General features: G+C 50.1%; 15 protein-coding genes and 1 pseudogene. 13 read left to right on the top strand and 3 right to left on the bottom strand.

The window, feature by feature from the left end; genetic code table 11:
* Positions 1-89: 89 nt before the first annotated feature.
* A pseudogene (locus tag ACFO8Q_RS01500) lies at positions 90-419 on the top strand (RNA-guided endonuclease TnpB family protein); the annotation flags it as partial.
* Positions 420-619: 200 nt separating this feature from the next.
* A complete protein-coding gene (locus ACFO8Q_RS01495; RefSeq protein WP_380023762.1) occupies positions 620-2,092 on the top strand; it encodes a flavin monoamine oxidase family protein in 1,473 nt (490 codons plus the stop codon).
* A 413-nt stretch (positions 2,093-2,505) separates the two neighbouring features.
* Here ACFO8Q_RS01495 and ppnP read toward each other — a convergent pair whose 3' ends face one another.
* A complete protein-coding gene (gene ppnP, locus ACFO8Q_RS01490) occupies positions 2,506-2,823 on the bottom strand; it encodes a pyrimidine/purine nucleoside phosphorylase (protein WP_380023761.1) in 318 nt (105 codons plus the stop codon).
* Positions 2,824-2,977: 154 nt separating this feature from the next.
* Here ppnP and ACFO8Q_RS01485 point away from each other — a divergent pair, with 154 nt between their 5' ends.
* Positions 2,978-5,707 (top strand): calcium-transporting P-type ATPase, PMR1-type, encoded by a 2,730-nt coding sequence (locus ACFO8Q_RS01485; protein ID WP_380023760.1) that lies wholly within the window; start codon positions 2,978-2,980, stop codon positions 5,705-5,707.
* 62 nt (positions 5,708-5,769) lie between these two features.
* Here ACFO8Q_RS01485 and ACFO8Q_RS01480 read toward each other — a convergent pair whose 3' ends face one another.
* Positions 5,770-7,053, bottom strand: a complete 1,284-nt coding sequence (locus tag ACFO8Q_RS01480; protein ID WP_380023758.1) for a glycoside hydrolase family 18 protein — start codon at positions 7,051-7,053, stop codon at positions 5,770-5,772.
* Positions 7,054-7,195: 142 nt separating this feature from the next.
* Positions 7,196-7,489 carry a HesB/YadR/YfhF family protein gene (locus ACFO8Q_RS01475; RefSeq protein WP_380023756.1) on the bottom strand — a complete coding sequence of 98 codons (294 nt, stop codon included), beginning with the start codon at positions 7,487-7,489 and terminating at the stop codon, positions 7,196-7,198.
* A gap of 181 nt (positions 7,490-7,670) precedes the next feature.
* Between ACFO8Q_RS01475 and ACFO8Q_RS01470 the strand changes: the two genes are divergently transcribed.
* From ACFO8Q_RS01470 to rlmN, 10 genes are all read left to right on the top strand, one after another.
* A complete protein-coding gene (locus ACFO8Q_RS01470; protein WP_380023754.1) occupies positions 7,671-8,552 on the top strand; it encodes a YicC/YloC family endoribonuclease in 882 nt (293 codons plus the stop codon).
* 25 nt (positions 8,553-8,577) lie between these two features.
* A complete protein-coding gene (gene remA, locus ACFO8Q_RS01465; RefSeq protein ID WP_380023752.1) occupies positions 8,578-8,844 on the top strand; it encodes an extracellular matrix/biofilm regulator RemA in 267 nt (88 codons plus the stop codon).
* A gap of 10 nt (positions 8,845-8,854) precedes the next feature.
* Entirely contained in the window at positions 8,855-9,490 is a 636-nt protein-coding gene (gene gmk, locus ACFO8Q_RS01460) for a guanylate kinase (RefSeq protein WP_380023750.1), read from the top strand.
* Positions 9,471-9,677 (top strand): DNA-directed RNA polymerase subunit omega, encoded by a 207-nt coding sequence (gene rpoZ / locus ACFO8Q_RS01455; RefSeq protein WP_380023749.1) that lies wholly within the window; start codon positions 9,471-9,473, stop codon positions 9,675-9,677. The genes gmk and rpoZ overlap by 20 nt, the downstream gene beginning before the upstream one ends.
* Positions 9,678-9,748: 71 nt before the next feature.
* The gene (gene coaBC / locus ACFO8Q_RS01450) at positions 9,749-10,966 is read left to right on the top strand and encodes a bifunctional phosphopantothenoylcysteine decarboxylase/phosphopantothenate--cysteine ligase CoaBC (RefSeq protein ID WP_380023747.1); all 1,218 of its coding nucleotides are present in this window, start codon (positions 9,749-9,751) and stop codon (positions 10,964-10,966) included.
* Positions 10,963-13,446 carry a primosomal protein N' gene (gene priA, locus ACFO8Q_RS01445; protein WP_380023746.1) on the top strand — a complete coding sequence of 828 codons (2,484 nt, stop codon included), beginning with the start codon at positions 10,963-10,965 and terminating at the stop codon, positions 13,444-13,446. Before coaBC ends, priA begins: the two co-directional genes overlap by 4 nt.
* A 91-nt stretch (positions 13,447-13,537) precedes the next feature.
* Positions 13,538-14,002, top strand: a complete 465-nt coding sequence (gene def / locus ACFO8Q_RS01440; RefSeq protein ID WP_380023744.1) for a peptide deformylase — start codon at positions 13,538-13,540, stop codon at positions 14,000-14,002.
* Positions 14,003-14,046: 44 nt separating this feature from the next.
* Positions 14,047-14,985 (top strand): methionyl-tRNA formyltransferase, encoded by a 939-nt coding sequence (gene fmt / locus ACFO8Q_RS01435; RefSeq protein ID WP_380023743.1) that lies wholly within the window; start codon positions 14,047-14,049, stop codon positions 14,983-14,985.
* On the top strand, positions 14,975-16,357 hold the full coding sequence (rsmB, locus tag ACFO8Q_RS01430; protein WP_380023741.1) for a 16S rRNA (cytosine(967)-C(5))-methyltransferase RsmB: 1,383 nt from the start codon (positions 14,975-14,977) through the stop codon (positions 16,355-16,357). Before fmt ends, rsmB begins: the two co-directional genes overlap by 11 nt.
* Positions 16,321-17,427, top strand: a complete 1,107-nt coding sequence (gene rlmN / locus ACFO8Q_RS01425) for a dual-specificity RNA methyltransferase RlmN (RefSeq protein WP_380023740.1) — start codon at positions 16,321-16,323, stop codon at positions 17,425-17,427. Before rsmB ends, rlmN begins: the two co-directional genes overlap by 37 nt.
* Position 17,428: the final 1 nt, after the last annotated feature.

Raw genomic sequence — 17,428 nt, 5'->3', positions numbered from 1 at the left:
ATCAATCCTCCTACGTATAGTATCGCTCTTATTTCGGAGGTTGTCCAACTTGATTACGGGGCTTAAGAGGTAACAGCGGAGTTCCGTTCGTCTACGGATTTTCCACAGAGAAGCTGGAGGCTTTCCTGGAAGGACATCGCTTAGCCTTTGAGTGGTTCGAAGCCATCAGTGAAGTATCTTGGTATCAGTTCCGTACCATGCTTGAATATAAAGCGAAATGGTTCGGGCGTACCGTAGTGGCAGTAGGCAAAGCATTCGCTTCTTCTCAACTTTGTTCGAAGTGTCATTATCAGAACAAGGAAGTGAAGAACTTGAATCTACGTGAATGGACATGTCCTTCTTGCAATACGCATCATCAAAGAGACATTAACGCAAGTAGAAACATTCTTGCCGAAGGCAAAAGACTACTATCTGCCTGATCGCAGGAACCGTAGGAACTACGGAGATAGCTTGGTAAATTAGTCGAGGTTACTCGGCTTTACCCAAGAATCCCGTGACTTTAGTCACGGGAGGTTCAAGAATTACTGTTATAGGAGAATACCCGGTTGAATAAGATAGCGATAAGACTTGGTTAAGTCGTAGAGTGCGATGGCGACTTGCTTAGGAGCGTGATGTCCGATTGGAACCTTTGATTCCAACGTCACTTCCGCCTAATGAAATGATCCGAATTATCAGATACGGGCTCCGAAAATCAAAAGTTCCGAAAAACATCGTTATTGTAGGTGCAGGTTTAGCAGGGCTGGTTGCTGGTTCTTTGCTGAAAGATGCAGGTCACAACGTGAAAATCATTGAGGCCAACAATCGGGTGGGAGGACGCGTCTACACCCTGCGAGCCCCGTTCACCGATGGATTGTATCTGGACGTAGGCGCAATGCGCATTCCCGAATCTCATTATTTGGTTTTGGAGTACATTCAAAAATTCGGTTTACCGATTCAACAATTCATCAACGAAACTCCTGAGGACACAATTTATGTCAACGGAATCAAAACCAGGTTGAAAAGTTACCTGCGGCAGCCGGATATACTAAAGTATCCGGTAGCTCCGCAAGAAAAGGGGAAAACCGCTCAGGAACTGCTGAATATGGCGGTTCAGCCCATCTTTGACTTTATCAATAAAGATCCAAGTCAAAATTGGCCAATGGTAGAAAGGAATTTCGATAAATATTCGATGTATACTTTTTTGAAATTCTTTCCTCATCAATTTGGAAGTGCTTTTTCCGAAGGGGCCATTGATATGATCGGAGTGCTCCTGGGTATAGAAGGATTCATGGAGGAGTCCTTCCTGGATATTAAACGATTTTTGATGCCTTTCCGACACAATCGCTTCTACGAGATTACAGGTGGTAATGATTTGCTGCCCCGAGCCTTTCTGCCGAAATTGCAGGAAGACATTTTGTTCCAACAAAGCATGACGAAAATTGTCCAGCATCAAAACGGAGTAACAATCTACTCGACTCATGAAACAACTTTGGATACTTACAGCCTTACAGGTGATCTTGCGATTGTGGCCATTCCTTTTACTGTTCTGAAATTTGTTGAGGTGGAACCTCGTGATTCATTTTCGTACAATAAGTGGAAAGCGATTCGCGAACTGCACTACGTGATAGACACTAAAATCGGGATCGAGTTCAAGAGCAGGTTCTGGGAAAGGGCCGGGCAATTGGGTGGCAGAACAGTGACGGACCTGCCGATACGGTTCACTTATTATCCAAGCTACGGGATCGGTTCACCCGGACCGGCCGTAATTTTGGCAAGTTATACATTGGGGGACGATGTTATGCCGTGGGATGGTTTACCGAACGAAGAGCGTATTCGGTATGCCTTAAAGAACCTGGCTGTGATTCATGGGGATCAAATTTATCGAGAATTTGTCAGAGGCACTTCCTTTAGTTGGGCCCAAAACCCATATTCTTGTGGAGAATGGGCGATGTTCAAACCGGGACAGCAAACTGAGTTGCATCCATTTATTGCGGCCCCTGAAGGGCGCGTTCACTTTGCCGGGGAACATACAACCCTTACCCACGGTTGGATGCAAGGTGCGATTGAGTCTGGCATACGGGTTGCTTTTGAAGTGAATGATCTGCCGAGATAGCGATAAAACAAGCAGCAGAACCCCCTTTCATCCTTAAACAAAAGGAGCAAAGGAGTCTGAACAATGCAGACTCCTTGTTTTTTTCTACAACGGGGTAGCATACATGCACGAGCAAAAGTGGCTTCAGTCCAAATGGTGCATGCATAAACGGACTTTCGAACCCTTATATAGTGATTTTAACCCGTTTATAACAGAATAGCGCCTTTTTAGGCTCCTATTTTTTAAGAAACAGCCAAATTCCACTGTTTTTCTACTTAAATCTCATCAAATAGGGCCCTGAAAGTCGGCAATTACTGGTTACAAGCGAAAACGGAGACAAATAGCGCCCGGAAAATCCGTTATTCCGAAACCAAACTTTCCTTCCGCGTTTGTTAAATCGGTCCGTCGTAGTTCATTTTTTTTGATAGAGACAGTTACCCCGCCAAATAAGAACAGCAATAATCAAACACACTATGCACTTTCAATTTGAACTTCGCGTTCGCCGGAACAAAGAAAGATCCTTCCCCATCAAACAGCTTCCATTCGGATTCTCCTGGCAGCAGAATCTCGACTTTCCCCGCCAATACTTCCATTTCTTCCGCTACGGAGGTACCGAATTCATATTCCCCGGGGAGCATCACACCGAGCGTTTTCTTCGATCCATCGGCAAATAATACAGTGCGGCTCGTTACTTTCCCTTCAAAATACACATTCGCGTTCTTCACCACTGTAACATTCTTGAATTCTGACATGTTTCTCCAGCCCCTCCGAAAATTCTGTAAACATTTTCTCCCTATCCTACTACAAGATTTAAAAATTGCATAGAGCGGCGGACAGGTCATTTTCGCTCCCGGTCAAGCATAGACATCACTAGGGACAAACGTTACGAAAAAGGGGTGGCACTCGGTGCAAAAGACCAACTGGCATTCACTGGGCGTTCCGGAATGCCTCCAGCTTACAGAGACAACTGTGAACGGCATCTCTTGGAAAGAGGCGGAACAAAGACGGCTGCGGTTTGGGGAAAACCGTTTGTCCGAGGGAGAACATGTTTCTCTGCTGTCTCTTTTCCTGAATCAATTCCGAGACTTTATGGTTCTTGTCTTGATGGCCGCAACATTGATCTCAGGGCTGTTAGGCGAATATACGGATGCGGTTACAATTATTGCAATTATCGTCGTCAATGGGATTCTGGGGTTCCTGCAGGAAGTCCGCGCCGAGCGGTCCCTGGCATCTTTGAAGCAGCTCGCCGCCCCGACCGCTCACATCGTCCGGGACGGAAAAAAGGTTACGATTCCCGCAGCCGAACTGGTACCCGGTGACATTGTCCATTTGGAGAGCGGGGATCGTGTTCCTGCAGACATCCGTCTGATCCGCTGCCAGTCTCTGGAAATCGAGGAATCGTCGTTAACCGGAGAATCACTCCCGGTTCCCAAAACAACCGAACCGATTGAAGACCCGCACGCGGGAATCGGGGATCGCCGAAATATGGCCTATATGGGTACCATGATTACCCGGGGGAAAGGGATCGGTGTGGTGGTAGCGACCGGAATGGACACCGAAATGGGGCTGATTGCCGATCTGATCCAGACTGCGGAGGACACTGAAACTCCCTTGCAGCGCCGTTTGGAACAGTTGGGCAAGATTCTGGTGTATGTGGCTCTCGCGATTACGGCGGTGGTCGTGGTTACAGGGATCATGCATGGACACGGCATTTATGAGATGTTCCTGGCGGGTGTTTCTTTGGCGGTTGCGGCTATTCCGGAGGGGCTGCCGGCGATTGTGACGATTGCGCTTGCACTCGGCGTGCAGCGCATGATCAAGCGCAAGGCGATTGTCAGAAAGCTTCCGTCAGTCGAAACTCTAGGTTGTGCGTCCGTTATTTGTTCCGACAAAACAGGAACGCTTACACAGAATATGATGACCGTTCAACAGCTGTGGGTGAACGGGCAGTTCTATGACATAACCGGGAACGGGTTTGAACCTGACGGAGAGTTTCAATTGGCAGGCAAAAAAGTGGATCCGCGCAAACGGGATGACCTGCGGCGTCTTCTGGAAATCGCGGTGCTGTGCAACAACGCCGAATTAACCCGGGAAAAGGCCGGTTCCAAACAAGAACCGCGTTGGGTTGTCTATGGAGATCCCACCGAAGGGGCGCTGCTGGTACTGGGAGCGAAAGCGGGAATTACGCCGGAAAGCTTGGCCGAAGTCGAACCTCGCTTGGATGAGCTTCCGTTTGACTCTAATCGGAAAATGATGTCGGTGCTGACCAGGAACCAGGCAGGGGAAGCCCAATTGCTTGTGAAGGGAGCTCCCGATGTCCTGCTCGAACGCTGCTCCCATATGCTGATTGACGGCAAACCGGTTTCAATGAGTTCCTCTTTGCGCAAAGCGGTTGCTCAAGCCAATGAATCAATGGCTGCAGGGGCGCTCCGCAACTTGGGGATCGCATACCGCCCCGTCCGGAATCCGGCCGAGATAAAAACTGCAGATCCGGAAAAAGGGCTGGTGTTTATTGGATTGTTAGGGATGATTGATCCCCCTCGCCCGGAGGTTTACCAGGCGATTTCAAAATGTAAAAAAGCGGGGATCAAGACGGTCATGATCACGGGCGACCATCAGGTAACCGCTGAAGCAATCGCTCGTCAAATTGGAATTCTCCCGCCTGGCGGAATGGTGATAAACGGCGCTCAACTCAACACAATGTCTGACAAAGAACTGCAAGAACGTGTAGGAGACATTTATGTATATGCCCGTGTTTCACCGGAACATAAACTGCGGATTGTGAAAGCTCTGCAACAAAATGGGCATGTGGTCGCGATGACAGGCGATGGTGTAAACGATGCTCCGGCTATCAAAGCGGCCGACATTGGAATTGCTATGGGACGGACCGGCACAGACGTAGCGAAGGAAGCGTCCGCCCTGATTTTGTCGGATGACAATTTTGCCACGATCGTAGCAGCTATTGAAGAGGGGCGCGGCATTTACGATAACATCCGCAAATTTGTCCGATATTTGCTCGCTTCCAATGTAGGCGAAATCCTGGTGATGTTCTTCGCCATGCTGGCAGGTCTTCCGCTGCCGCTCTTACCGATCCAGATTCTCTGGGTCAACCTCGTCACGGACGGTCTGCCTGCAATAGCTTTGGGAGTGGATCCGGCTGAAAAAAATATTATGCAGAAACGACCGCGCAATCTGAAAGACAGTATTTTTGCAAATGGAGTCGGCCTGAAGATCATGACACGGGGAATGTTGATCGGGTTGTCAACTTTGGCTGTATTCTGGCTCATGTATTCAACCGATCCGAATAACCTGGTGAAAGCGCAAACCATGGCATTTTCCACGCTGGTCATGGCACAGCTGATCCAAGTGTTCGATTGCCGAAGTGTCGAAGGGGGGATCTTCTCCCGCAATATTTTTGAGAATCCCTGGTTGATTCTTGCGGTTCTAACATCGGCTCTGCTGCTGGGTGGAGTGATCTACATCGAACCGATGCAGCCGATCTTCAAGACAGTTCCGCTCAATCTGTGGGATTGGATTGTGGTTCTGACAGCTGCGGCAGTTCCCACCTTTTCGTTGGCCGCCCGTCGTACCGCCAACCGGATGGTTCGGCGTACGAGGCCGTCGTTTCATCGATAAAGAAGATCATAAGAAAAAGCCCTTCTGCCCAATGGCGGGAGGGCTGTTCGCCTGAATGCGGGTTACGGACCGGGGATCTTGCGGGTCTGATAATGATCTTCGAGCACCAGCCAATTTTGTGGAAACGGCGAGCTGATTTCCCAGTAGCTTACGCCGCGAAGCCCGTATTCATCAACCGTATCGAATTTTGCCTCAATGCTGCGAGCATCTTCAAACCAGACTTCGTGTTCACGCCCCTGTTCATCGGTATAGCGGAAAAAAGGAGATTGGTAGAGTGAATGATACTGGATATCAGCACCGTATTTCACCGCCCGGAGAATGGCTTCTTGCGGACGAATGGTGGGTGCATAGGGGCCTCCTTTTACAAATGGCAATGTCCAATCACGACCATACAAAGGCACGCCCATTAAGATTTTGCTGCGCGGAATTGCGCTTACAGCGTAATCCAATGCCCGTCTCACTTCGTTAATGGGAGCTATCGCCAGGGGAGGGCCACCCGCCCATCCATATTCATATGTCATGATTACTGTAAAATCAACAATCTCCCCATGTGCCGGGTAATTATGTGCTTCATAAAGCAAACCGATCTGTTCGGCCTTGACTTTTGGAGCCAGTGCAGTTGAGACCGAATATCCCTCGGGACGCAGGCGGCTGACGACACGGCGCAGAAACTGGTTGTACCTTTCCCGGTCTTCCGGCAATACGTATTCAAAGTCGATATTCAACCCGCGATATCCCTTGCTCTTCATCGTATCCAAAATGTTGCCGATGAGTTTGTCCTGAATATCTGTGCTGGTTAAAAGCGTGTGGGCCAACTCCGAACTGAACTTCCTGCCGATAAAATTGGCGATTACCAGTAAAGGAGCCACTCGTTCCTCTTTGGCCGTTTCCAGTACAGCGGTGTCATTGATCGGGATGAGAGTGCCGTCTGACCGGATGCCATAAGTGAACAGACTCAAGTATGTCAAACGGTCTCCAACTTTACGGACAATTTGCTGTCCGGTTGTTCCGGTTTGCGTCAGGTAGCCGTTGACTTCGACGGTCGGTTGGGGCGGTTTCGGAATCCGCAAGACCTGGCCCGCATAAATAAGTGACGGGTTGACGATTCGATTGGCTCGAACAATCGATTCGACTGTTGTACCATAGCGGCGGGCAATCATCCACAGGTTTTCACACGGTTTCACAACATGCATCTGATCGCGTATTGGGATGACAAGAGCTTGCCCGACTACCAATTGATCGGGATTGGGAAGTTCATTGGCTTGCACAATTGGGCAGATGGTGACATTGTATCGACGGGAAATGAGCCAGAGAGTTTCTCCTCTTTGCACCACATGGATTTGCACTGATATCCCCTCTTTACCTCCGAATCTTCTGTTACTATATTCGGCTCATGTCCCGTAGGCTTTAGGTATCTGCCCAAACTGTTCCGACAGTTTCCTCAACCATGGAAAAGCCCTCGACGTCTGATCGAGGGTCTCTTTTGGATTACTCCTGATTCACCAGGAATTTCAATTCATTCAGTTTTTCATCACAATCCACAAGTAAATTTTGGCCGTTTAAATACCAAACATCTTCTTGTTCCATAAAAAAGGTGATGCCTTCCACAACTTTATGAATACCCACCGTCCGAGGCAGTTCCTTTGTCACGCCTAATGAAAAACCGCTCTGTACAGTACTGCATCCCCCCAGCCTTGCAAAAAAACGCAGCGAATCCCCTTCCTTTGCATCCATTTCTTTTTTGAACCACTCGACAGCAGGTTGTGTTACGGATATATGCATGGTTAAAATCCTCCCGGAAACTTTTCATTATTTTAAAGGATTCCAACAAATAAATCTATGAATGATCCAAAATGGTTGTCATTCTCCGTCTCATTGAGATATTTTAAGAAAACCTGTGAAAAACTTGTCTATTGGGGCCCGAATGCAGTAAAATAGGAAGCACGGAAAGAAGGGATTTCCATTGATTAGGAGCATGACCGGATATGGTCGTGGAGATGTTGTTCAACAAGGCTATCGGGCGGTAGCCGAGTTAAAAGCGGTTAACCACCGGTATGCCGAGATTCACGTACGTATGTCCCGCGATCTTCTTGCTTACGAGGACTCGATCAAAAAGTTGATTACCGAAAAGATCCGCCGTGGTCGAATTGAGGTCTACATAACTTTTGAGCGGTTATCCGGCAGTGTTCCGGAAATCGAAGTGAATCGGGAGTTTGCAAGAGAATTGAAGAAGACTTCCGACAGACTGGCGGAAGAACTGGGAGTACAGTCCGATCTGTCCGTTGCACAATTGCTTCAATTTGAAGGTGTTGTGCAGGTCCGAACTGCGGAAGAAGATCCCGAACAAGTTCAAAAAGTCATTGCCCAAGCTGTATCGCAAGCTGTCGACAAGCTTCTCGAAATGAGAGCACGCGAAGGGGCTCAGCTGGCGGCCGATTTTCAAGAACGTCTGGATCGGTTGGCCGATGCTGTACAACAAATGAGCGAGAGAAGTCCGCTTGTTGTTGAGGATTACCAGGAACGGCTGCAAAAACGTCTGCAGGAATGGCTTGAGGGAAAAATGGAGTTGGACGAGTCCCGGCTGCTGACGGAAGTTGCAATCTTTGCGGAACGAGCTGATATTGATGAAGAATTGGTCCGTTTGCGGAGCCATATCAAGCAGTTTCACGAAACTCTAAAATTGGTCGAACCCGTCGGCCGAAAACTGGATTTTCTCGTGCAGGAAATGAACCGGGAAGTCAATACCATCGGTTCGAAATCGAATGATCTGATCCTTTCCCAATACGTGGTGGAAGCCAAGAGCCTTCTGGAACAGATACGGGAACAAGTTCAAAACGTTGAGTAGTGAATAAAGCAGAGGAGGAATTCCTGTGGGCATCAAGTTAATCAATATTGGATTTGGAAACATTGTATCAGCGAATCGCATTATCTCGATCGTATCGCCTGAATCCGCTCCCATTAAGAGAATTATTCAAGAAGCGCGCGATCGCGGAATGCTGATCGATGCTACCTATGGCAGACGCACACGCGCGGTGATCATTACGGACAGCGACCATATCATCCTGTCCGCCGTCCAACCGGAAACGGTTGCCCATCGTCTGGTAGCCAAAGACAACACTCAAGACGACGAAGAATAGGGTGTATGCGATGATACAAAAAGGTCTGCTGGTCGTCTTATCAGGCCCGTCCGGCGCCGGGAAGGGGACGGTGTGCAAGGCGATGCTGCCGGCGATGCCGGAGATGGGCTATTCAATCTCCTGTACTACCCGCCAACCCCGCCAGGGAGAGGTTGAAGGAGTGAACTACTTCTTCAAAACCCGTGAACAGTTTGAACAAATGATCCGCAATGACGAGCTGCTTGAATGGGCGGAGGTGTACGGGAACTATTACGGAACCCCGCTTCGCTATGTGGAGGAACAGCTGTCCGAAGGTCGCAACGTGCTGCTTGAGATTGATATTCAAGGAGCATTGCAGGTGAAGAAGAAGTATCCGAACGGGGTTTTCATTTTCTTGATTCCCCCGTCGCTGGAAGAGTTGAAAAAGCGGATTCTCGGACGCGGTTCGGAAACGGAGGAGTCATTCAAACTCCGGTTCGGGTCTGCTGCCGAAGAGATGAACTATATTAACGAATATGATTATGTCGTGGTCAACGACAAGGTGGAACAAGCAGTAGACCGGATTCGCTCCATCATTTATGCGGAATTGTGTTCCGTAAAACGCAATCGCGAATATTACAACAAGCTGATTCAGGAGGGAACCAAACATGCTGTATCCTTCGATTGATGCATTAATGGAAAAGGCAGACAGCAAATATTTTCTCGTGGTGGCCGCAGCCAAAAGAGCACGTCAACTGCAAGACGGTGCCGATCGGCAGGTTCAGGTGCACACCAACAAGGATGTAACTGTTGCTTTGAACGAAATCTTTCAGGATAAAGTCAGATACATCCGTACCAAAGAGGGGATCAAGTAATTGACGAAACAACCTGGCTGGGTTGTTTCTTTGTTTGTTACTTGTTTGGGAAGCAGAGGAGTGATAGCGTCATGAAGGGCAAAGTGATCCTGGTGGGGGTTTCAGGGGGGATTGCTGCCTATAAAGCGGCTGGGCTTTGTTCGGCTCTCGTCAAAGAGGGAGCCGTGGTGCACGTAATAATGACCGAATCCGCGATGAAATTCATTACACCTCTTACCTTTCAAAGTCTGGTGAAAACCCCGGTCATAACAGACATATTTACAGAGCCGGATCCGGCGGAAATCAGTCATATTGCGCTGGCTGACAAAGCGGACCTTGTGGTGGTAGCCCCCGCTACTGCCAACATGATTGCGAAAGCGGCTCACGGGTTGGGGGATGACATGCTGTCCACCACCATTCTGGCGACTCGCGCTCCGATTCTGTTTGCACCTGCGATGAACGTCAACATGTACAACAATCGGGTTGTGCAGGAAAATATCGCCCGTTTGCGGGATCGCGGTTACCTGCTGGCGGAACCGGGGGAAGGTCCGCTGGCTTGCGGATATACAGGGAAAGGGCGGCTGCCGGAACCCGAAGAGCTGGTGGCTGTGATCCGGGCGATTTTTCAGCAGAAACAGGACATGCAGGGTCTGAAAGTGTTGGTTACCGCCGGAGGCACACGTGAGCGAATCGACCCGGTTCGCTATTTGACAAATGACTCCAGCGGAAAAATGGGCTATGCGTTGGCGGAAGCGGCTGCTCAACGTGGTGCACATGTGACGCTTGTGTCGGGCAATACGTCATTGAACCCTCCTCCGAACGTGAAAGTCATCTCCGTCGAATCTGCATTGCAGATGTATGACAAGGTTATGGAATTGCTGCCGGAACAAGATGCGGTCATCAAGGCAGCTGCGGTTGCCGATTACCGTCCGGCAGTTTCAGCGGACAAGAAAATCAAGAAGACGAAGGATCATATGACCATTGAGCTGGTCCGTAATCCGGATATTCTTGCGGAAATTGGGACCCGTAAAACATCCAAACAGGTGATTGTCGGATTTGCTGCAGAGACGAATGATGTGGAAACAAATGCGATGGACAAACTCCGCCGAAAGAATGCCGATCTGATCGTCGCCAACGATGTCTCCAAAGAAGGCGCGGGTTTTGGCGTTGATACGAATATTGTTTCGTTTATCAGACCGGATCAGCCGCCCCGTCGCCTGCCGCAGATGAGAAAGCGGGATGTGGCGGAAGCGATACTGGATGAAATCGTAACGATTCGAACTTCCAAATCCGGGATGGATCGGTCATGACTACTGCCGGCGGTCTGTTTGCAGAAGTAATTGTCGATGTGCATTCCCGAGATGTGGATCGACCGTTCCATTATCGAATCCCTGACCGTTTTGACCGGCAGATGCAAGTAGGAACCCGTGTGATTGTTCCGTTTGGTTCGAGACGGATTGAAGGATATGTAATCGGAATTTCCGACTGTGCAGAAGTGGAGAACGTGAAAGAAATTCTGGAAGTGCTGGATGAGATCCCCCCTTTGACGGAAGAACTGGTCAAGTTGGCAGACTGGTTGTCCTATCGCTACTTGGCATCCAAAGCGGCGTCTGTTCAAGCGCTGTTGCCGGCCGGGATTCGATCCAAAACCTCAGTACGATTGCTGCTGGCTGAGGATGCGGCAGAACAGATTGCCAACAGGAATCCGGCTCGGCAAATGTCTCCCAAGGATCGTGAAGTGGTTTCCCTTCTGGAAGAGGGGGTACCGGTCTATAAAGAGAAACTGCTGAAAGACAGCCCCGGCTTGAAAGCTTCCCTGCAGCGATTGATTCAGTCGGGGATCGTGCGGGAAAAACATGAAGTGTCACAAAGCGTGCAAACGCTCTATATAAATGTGGTAAGCTGCACTCTCTCAGAGACCGATTTTCAAGAGGCTCTGGATCAGATTCCGGCGCGGGCGTTCAAGCAAAAAGAAGTCGCCCAATGGGTGTGGAACCACGGACCCTCGGTTCCTGTAAGAGACGTACTTCGTGCCACTTCTGCAACCTACCCGGTGATCAAGGCGCTTGTGCAAAAAGGAATTCTGCACATGACGGAGGAAGAGGAGCGCCGAGACCCCTACGCGAATCGATTCAGCGGTCCCTTGGAACAACCGCTTGAACTGACAGATTCCCAGGCACAGGCCTTCAAGTCGATTGTGGCTGCTCTCTCTGCAAAACGGGCCCATCAGATACTGCTGCAGGGAGTTACAGGCAGCGGAAAAACGGAAATCTATCTGCAGTCGATCGCAGCTTGTGTTGGGGAAGGTCGGCAAGCGATTGTGCTGGTGCCGGAGATTTCGTTAACGCCTCAAATGGTGGAACGGTTTAAACGGCGTTTCGGAGAGGCTGTGGCCGTTTTGCACAGCCGCTTGTCGCAGGGGGAAAGGTATGACGAATGGAAACGGATTCGAAGAGGAGAAGTTTCGATCGCGGTGGGAGCCCGTTCCGCCATCTTTGCGCCGTTTGAGAATATTGGCCTGATTGTCATTGATGAAGAACATGAACTGTCTTACAAACAGGAAGACCAACCGAAATACCATGCCCGGGAGGTTGCCTGGCAGAGGGCTCTCCATCACGGGGCGGTTCTGCTGCTTGGGTCTGCGACGCCTTCGCTTGAAACCCGCCATCTGACGGATCAAGGGAAAGTCAGACAAATTCTCCTCCCGACCCGCTTTAATAACAATACCCTGCCCAAAGTGCAAATCGTTGATATGCGGGATGAACTGCAAGCAGGGAACCGGTCCATGTTTTCACGCTCTCTGCACCGGCTGATTCTGGATCGGCTTGAGAAAAAAGAGCAGATGATTTTGTTTTTGAACCGGAGAGGTCATTCCACCTTCGTTCTTTGCCGCAACTGCGGTTTTGTCGCGAGGTGTCCCGATTGCGATGTGTCGTTAACGTATCACAGCGTAAGAGGGTTTGAGGTTCTGCGCTGCCATTACTGCGGCCATTCGGAACCTTCGGTTTCGAAGTGCCCTTCCTGTACAAGTCCGCATATCCGCACTTTTGGTACAGGCACTCAGCGGGTGGAGGAAGAACTGAAGAAAGTGTTTCCAAGCGCACGCGTAATCCGCATGGATGTGGACACGACCGGTACAAAGGGAAGTCACGAACGGATGCTTCAGCAGTTTCGGGAAGGGGAGGCGGATATCCTGCTCGGCACTCAGATGATCGCCAAAGGACTCGACTTCCCGCGCGTGTCTTTAGTGGGGGTCATTACTGCTGATATATCATTGAATTTGCCCGACTTTCGGTCTTCCGAGCGAACCTTCCAGCTGCTGACCCAAGTGGCGGGTCGCGCAGGCCGTCACGAATTGGAAGGAGCCGTCCTGATCCAAACGTATCATCCGGATCACTACGCGATACAATACGCGGTAACGCAAGATTATGAACAATTTTATCGGGAAGAGATCCGGATTCGTCGCACTTTGGAGAACCCCCCGTTTTGCGAATTGACCGTTTTTACCGTACAGCATCAGCAGCAAGCAAAAGCGGAGCGTCTGATTCGGGGATTGGAACACAAGCTGCGCTCGCTCTTTCAACACCTGGATCAGGTCGAGGTGCTTCCTGCATGTCCTGCACCACTGGCCAAACTGCAGGGCAAATACCGCTATCATCTATGTGTTAAATTTATGGAATTTCCCCTTGTTCAGCAAGGGTTGACGGAAGGCTATCTTGAGTATTCCCGACTTGCCCGGCAGGAAGAGGGAATACTTGCGGTCGACGTAAACGCTCAAATGATAATGTAAACCACCCATTAAAGTGACGAATAGCTCCGCAACGAATTCCGAGTACTTTAATGGGGACCCGAAAAAGAATTTATTTGGGGAGGAAAGACAGATGGCGATTCGAGTGATTCGTCTGGAAGGCGATCCGGTATTGCGTGAAGTTGCGAAGCCGGTTCCGGAAATTACAAAAAATATTCTGAAGCTCTTGGACGATATGGCGGAAACCATGTATGACGCAGATGGCGTCGGTCTTGCTGCACCGCAGGTCGGGATCTCCAAACGAGTGATCGTGATGGACTGCGGAGAGGGCTTGATTGAAATGATCAACCCGGTGATCGTCTCTAAAGAAGGAGAGCAGATCGGACCTGAAGGTTGTCTTTCAATTCCAGGAGTTACCGCCGAGGTGAACCGTGCGAATCGTGTAGTGGCGAAAGGATTGAACCGACACGGGGAAGAGATTACGGTTGAAGGGGAAGGGCTTCTTGCCCGCTGCATTCAGCATGAGATAGACCATCTGGATGGGATTCTGTTTACCGATTATGTGAATCCTCTGGATCTGATGAAAACCAAGAAGTAGTACAATTGGATTTTTTGCAAAAACTAGAAAGCGGGGGTGGGGATATGCGTATTCTATTTATGGGAACTCCGGACTTTGCCGTTGCCAGCTTGAATGCACTGCATGCGGGAGGATACAACATTGTCTGTGCGGTAACCCAACCGGATCGACCAAAAGGGCGAGGGAAGCAATTGACACCCCCTCCTGTAAAAGTGGCCGCGTTGGAGAAAGGAATACCTGTATTTCAACCTGAAAAGATTCGAAGTGAAGAGGCTCTGTCCCATCTGGAAAGCTTACAGCCGGATCTTCTCATTACCGCGGCCTATGGGCAGCTTCTTCCTGCCCGTCTGCTGGACATGCCCAGGCTTGGATGTATAAATGTGCATGCCTCCTTGCTCCCGAAACACCGGGGTGGTGCTCCCATTCACCGGTGCATCATAAACGGGGACAAGGAATCCGGCGTCACCATCATGAGAATGGTACTGGCACTTGATGCGGGAGACATGCTGTCGCAGGTAAAGGTGCCGATTGATGAAAAAGATACGGTTGGCAGCTTACATGATAAGCTTGCGCAGGCGGGCGCCGAACTGTTATTGGAGACACTGCCGAAGATAGCGGACGGTACCGTTACCGAGACTCCGCAGGACGAATCATCAGTTACATATTCACCCACATTGACGCGGGATGACGAACGGATCAACTGGTCGAAAAGCGCCCAGAAGCTATACAACCAAGTTCGCGGACTGAACCCGTGGCCGGTCGCATTTACCAAAATGAACGATAAAATCTATAAAATTTGGTGGACGGAGATTGTGGATGAGAAAACCGTCACCGGTAAACCTCCGGGCACCGTACTCCGTACTACAAAAGATGCGATTGAAGTGCAAACCGGTGAAGGAGTTCTTGCGATAAAGGAATTGCAGCCTGAAGGAAAGCGGCGGATGACCGCGGAGGAACTGCTCCGGGGACAAACTATAGAGGCAGGTTATCAATTTGGCGAATGAAATCAGAAACCGGAATCACAAAATGAACGCAAGAGAGCTGGCCCTGCAGGTGCTGATCGCGATAGATGATCAATCCGCCTACAGCAACCTGGCCTTGCAATCCGCTTTCTCACGACATTCGCTTCCTGCTAATGATAAAGGGCTTGTTACAGAGATCGTGTATGGGACGGTTCAGCGTTCCAATACAATTGATTACCGACTTCAGCCATTTTTGAAGCAGCCGCTGCATAGACTTGACAGTTGGGTGAGAAATCTCCTGCGCTTGACTGTCTATCAAATTGATTATTTGGAACGGGTTCCCGCTTTTGCAGCGATCCATGAGGCAGTGGAGATTGCCAAGCGGCGCAATGCCCGATTATCCGGATTCATGAATGCGGTTCTGAGGAACGTGGTCCGTTCCGGCAAGCCCAATTTTCCTTCTCTTGAAAAGGATCCGATTCGCCATTACTCTTTGCTGCATTCGCATCCCGAGTGGCTGGTGAAAGAGTGGAGCGACCAGTACGGACTCGATGAAACGGCGGCGATCTGTGAAGCGAATAATGATCGACCTTCTTTGTCGCTTCGCGTGAACCGGCTTCGAGCAAGCATTGAGGAAGTACTGTCAGCACTGAAGGCAGGTGGAGTTAACGCGCATCCGTCTTTGCTATGCCCGGAGGGGATTGTATTGGAGGCGGGAGTCGATGTTGCGAAACTCGGCGCGTTTCGTGACGGGCTGTGTACGGTGCAGGATGAAAGCTCCATGCTTGTCGCCCGTTGTGTGGACCCAAAGCCGGGAATGCGAATCCTGGATGCCTGTGCAGCGCCTGGAGGAAAAACCACACATCTGGCGGAGTGCATGGAGGATCAGGGAGAGATTGTGGCGGCAGACATACATGAGCACAAAGTGGGATTGATCCGGAATGCAACCGCTCGTCTCGGACTCTCTTCCATTCAACCCGTGACGGGGGATATTCGGGAACTTCTCCCTACGCTTGGCGAGTTTGATGCGGTACTGCTGGACGCACCTTGCTCCGGATTTGGGGTGATCCGCCGAAAACCGGATATCAAATGGCGCAAATCGCCGGAGAATGTGGCTGAAATCCAAGAGATCCAACAAGATTTGATCCTTCGGGTCGCCGATGCGGTTAAGCCCGGGGGCGTTCTGGTTTACTCAACCTGCACAATCGAGCGGAAGGAAAACGATGAAATTATACGAACTTTATTAGAGAAAAGGGTCGATTTTCAAATTGAACCGCTTGACAAGCTTTTGCCTGACGTGGTGAGAAAGAGAAGCGGAGCACCGGAAGGGTGGGTGCAGGTATTGCCTCACCATTTCGGCACAGACGGATTTTTCATATGCAGATTGAGAAAAATGAGTGCAACAGGGAGGTGAACACGTTGGAGACGCTTATTGAACTGACGGAAAAGAAAACGGAATTGTACGGCTTGCGTCCGGACGAAATGGAACAGTGGATGGCGAAACTCGGACAACCGAAGTTTCGTGCCAAGCAGGTGTATAATTGGTTATATAAAAAACGGGCGACGTCCATTGACGAGATGACAGATCTGCCTGCCGCCTTTCGGGAAGTGTTAAAGGAGAAAGCGGTGCTGGGAACGATGAAGGAAGTGACGCGTCAAACGTCGCGGGATGGGACGATTAAAATTTTGCTTGAACTCCACGACGGGAGCACTGTGGAAACCGTACTTATGCGGCACAACTATGGAAACTCGGTTTGTGTATCCAGTCAGGTAGGCTGCCGCATGGGCTGTACATTCTGTGCATCTACGCTGGGCGGACTGATCCGTAACCTTTCTGCCGGGGAAATCGTTGAGCAGATCATGTTCTTTCAGCGTTTGCTGGACGCTGAGGAACAGCGTGTATCCTCCGTTGTTCTCATGGGGTCGGGCGAACCTCTTGAGAACTACGATGCAGCCATGAAATTCATTGATATCATTACCGCTCCGGAATCAATCAATATCGGGGCTCGCCATATTACAGTCTCGACAAGCGGACTGGTTCCGGCGATTCGCAGACTGGCGGATGAGAAACGGCAGATTACACTGGCAATCTCTCTGCACTCGCCGTTTGATGAACTGCGGTCTTCCATGATGCCTGTGAACCGCGCCTGGAATATCGAACAATTGATGGATGCATGCAGATATTATTGGAATCAGACCGGACGCAGACTGTCTTTCGAGTATGCTTTAATCGGCGGGGTCAATGACGATTTGCGGCATGCCCGTGCTCTGGCGGATTTGCTTCGTGGCGTCCAATGCCATGTAAACCTGATTCCTGTAAACTATGTGCCGGAGAGAAATTACCAGCGCACTCCAAAAGAGCAGATTCGCGCTTTTGTGGACGAACTGAACCGGTTGGGAATCAACGCAACCATCAGAAGAGAAATGGGGCACGACATTGCGGCCGCTTGCGGGCAATTGCGGGCGGAACAGGGGAGAATCTAGG

The sequence above is a fragment of the Effusibacillus consociatus genome, assembly GCF_042652925.1.
GTDB lineage: Bacteria > Bacillota > Bacilli > Tumebacillales > Effusibacillaceae > Effusibacillus > Effusibacillus consociatus.
This window is presented reverse-complemented; position numbering and strand designations above follow the sequence as displayed.

Coding starts and splice junctions, on each gene's coding strand:
- priA (WP_380023746.1), top strand. CDS start 10,963: ATGACTACTGCCGGCGGTCTGTTTGCAGAAGTAATTGTCGATGTGCAT.
- ACFO8Q_RS01475 (WP_380023756.1), bottom strand. CDS start 7,489: ATGCATATATCCGTAACACAACCTGCTGTCGAGTGGTTCAAAAAAGAA.
- fmt (WP_380023743.1), top strand. CDS start 14,047: ATGCGTATTCTATTTATGGGAACTCCGGACTTTGCCGTTGCCAGCTTG.
- rpoZ (WP_380023749.1), top strand. CDS start 9,471: ATGCTGTATCCTTCGATTGATGCATTAATGGAAAAGGCAGACAGCAAA.
- gmk (WP_380023750.1), top strand. CDS start 8,855: ATGATACAAAAAGGTCTGCTGGTCGTCTTATCAGGCCCGTCCGGCGCC.
- rlmN (WP_380023740.1), top strand. CDS start 16,321: ATGCAGATTGAGAAAAATGAGTGCAACAGGGAGGTGAACACGTTGGAG.
- coaBC (WP_380023747.1), top strand. CDS start 9,749: ATGAAGGGCAAAGTGATCCTGGTGGGGGTTTCAGGGGGGATTGCTGCC.
- def (WP_380023744.1), top strand. CDS start 13,538: ATGGCGATTCGAGTGATTCGTCTGGAAGGCGATCCGGTATTGCGTGAA.
- ppnP (WP_380023761.1), bottom strand. CDS start 2,823: ATGTCAGAATTCAAGAATGTTACAGTGGTGAAGAACGCGAATGTGTAT.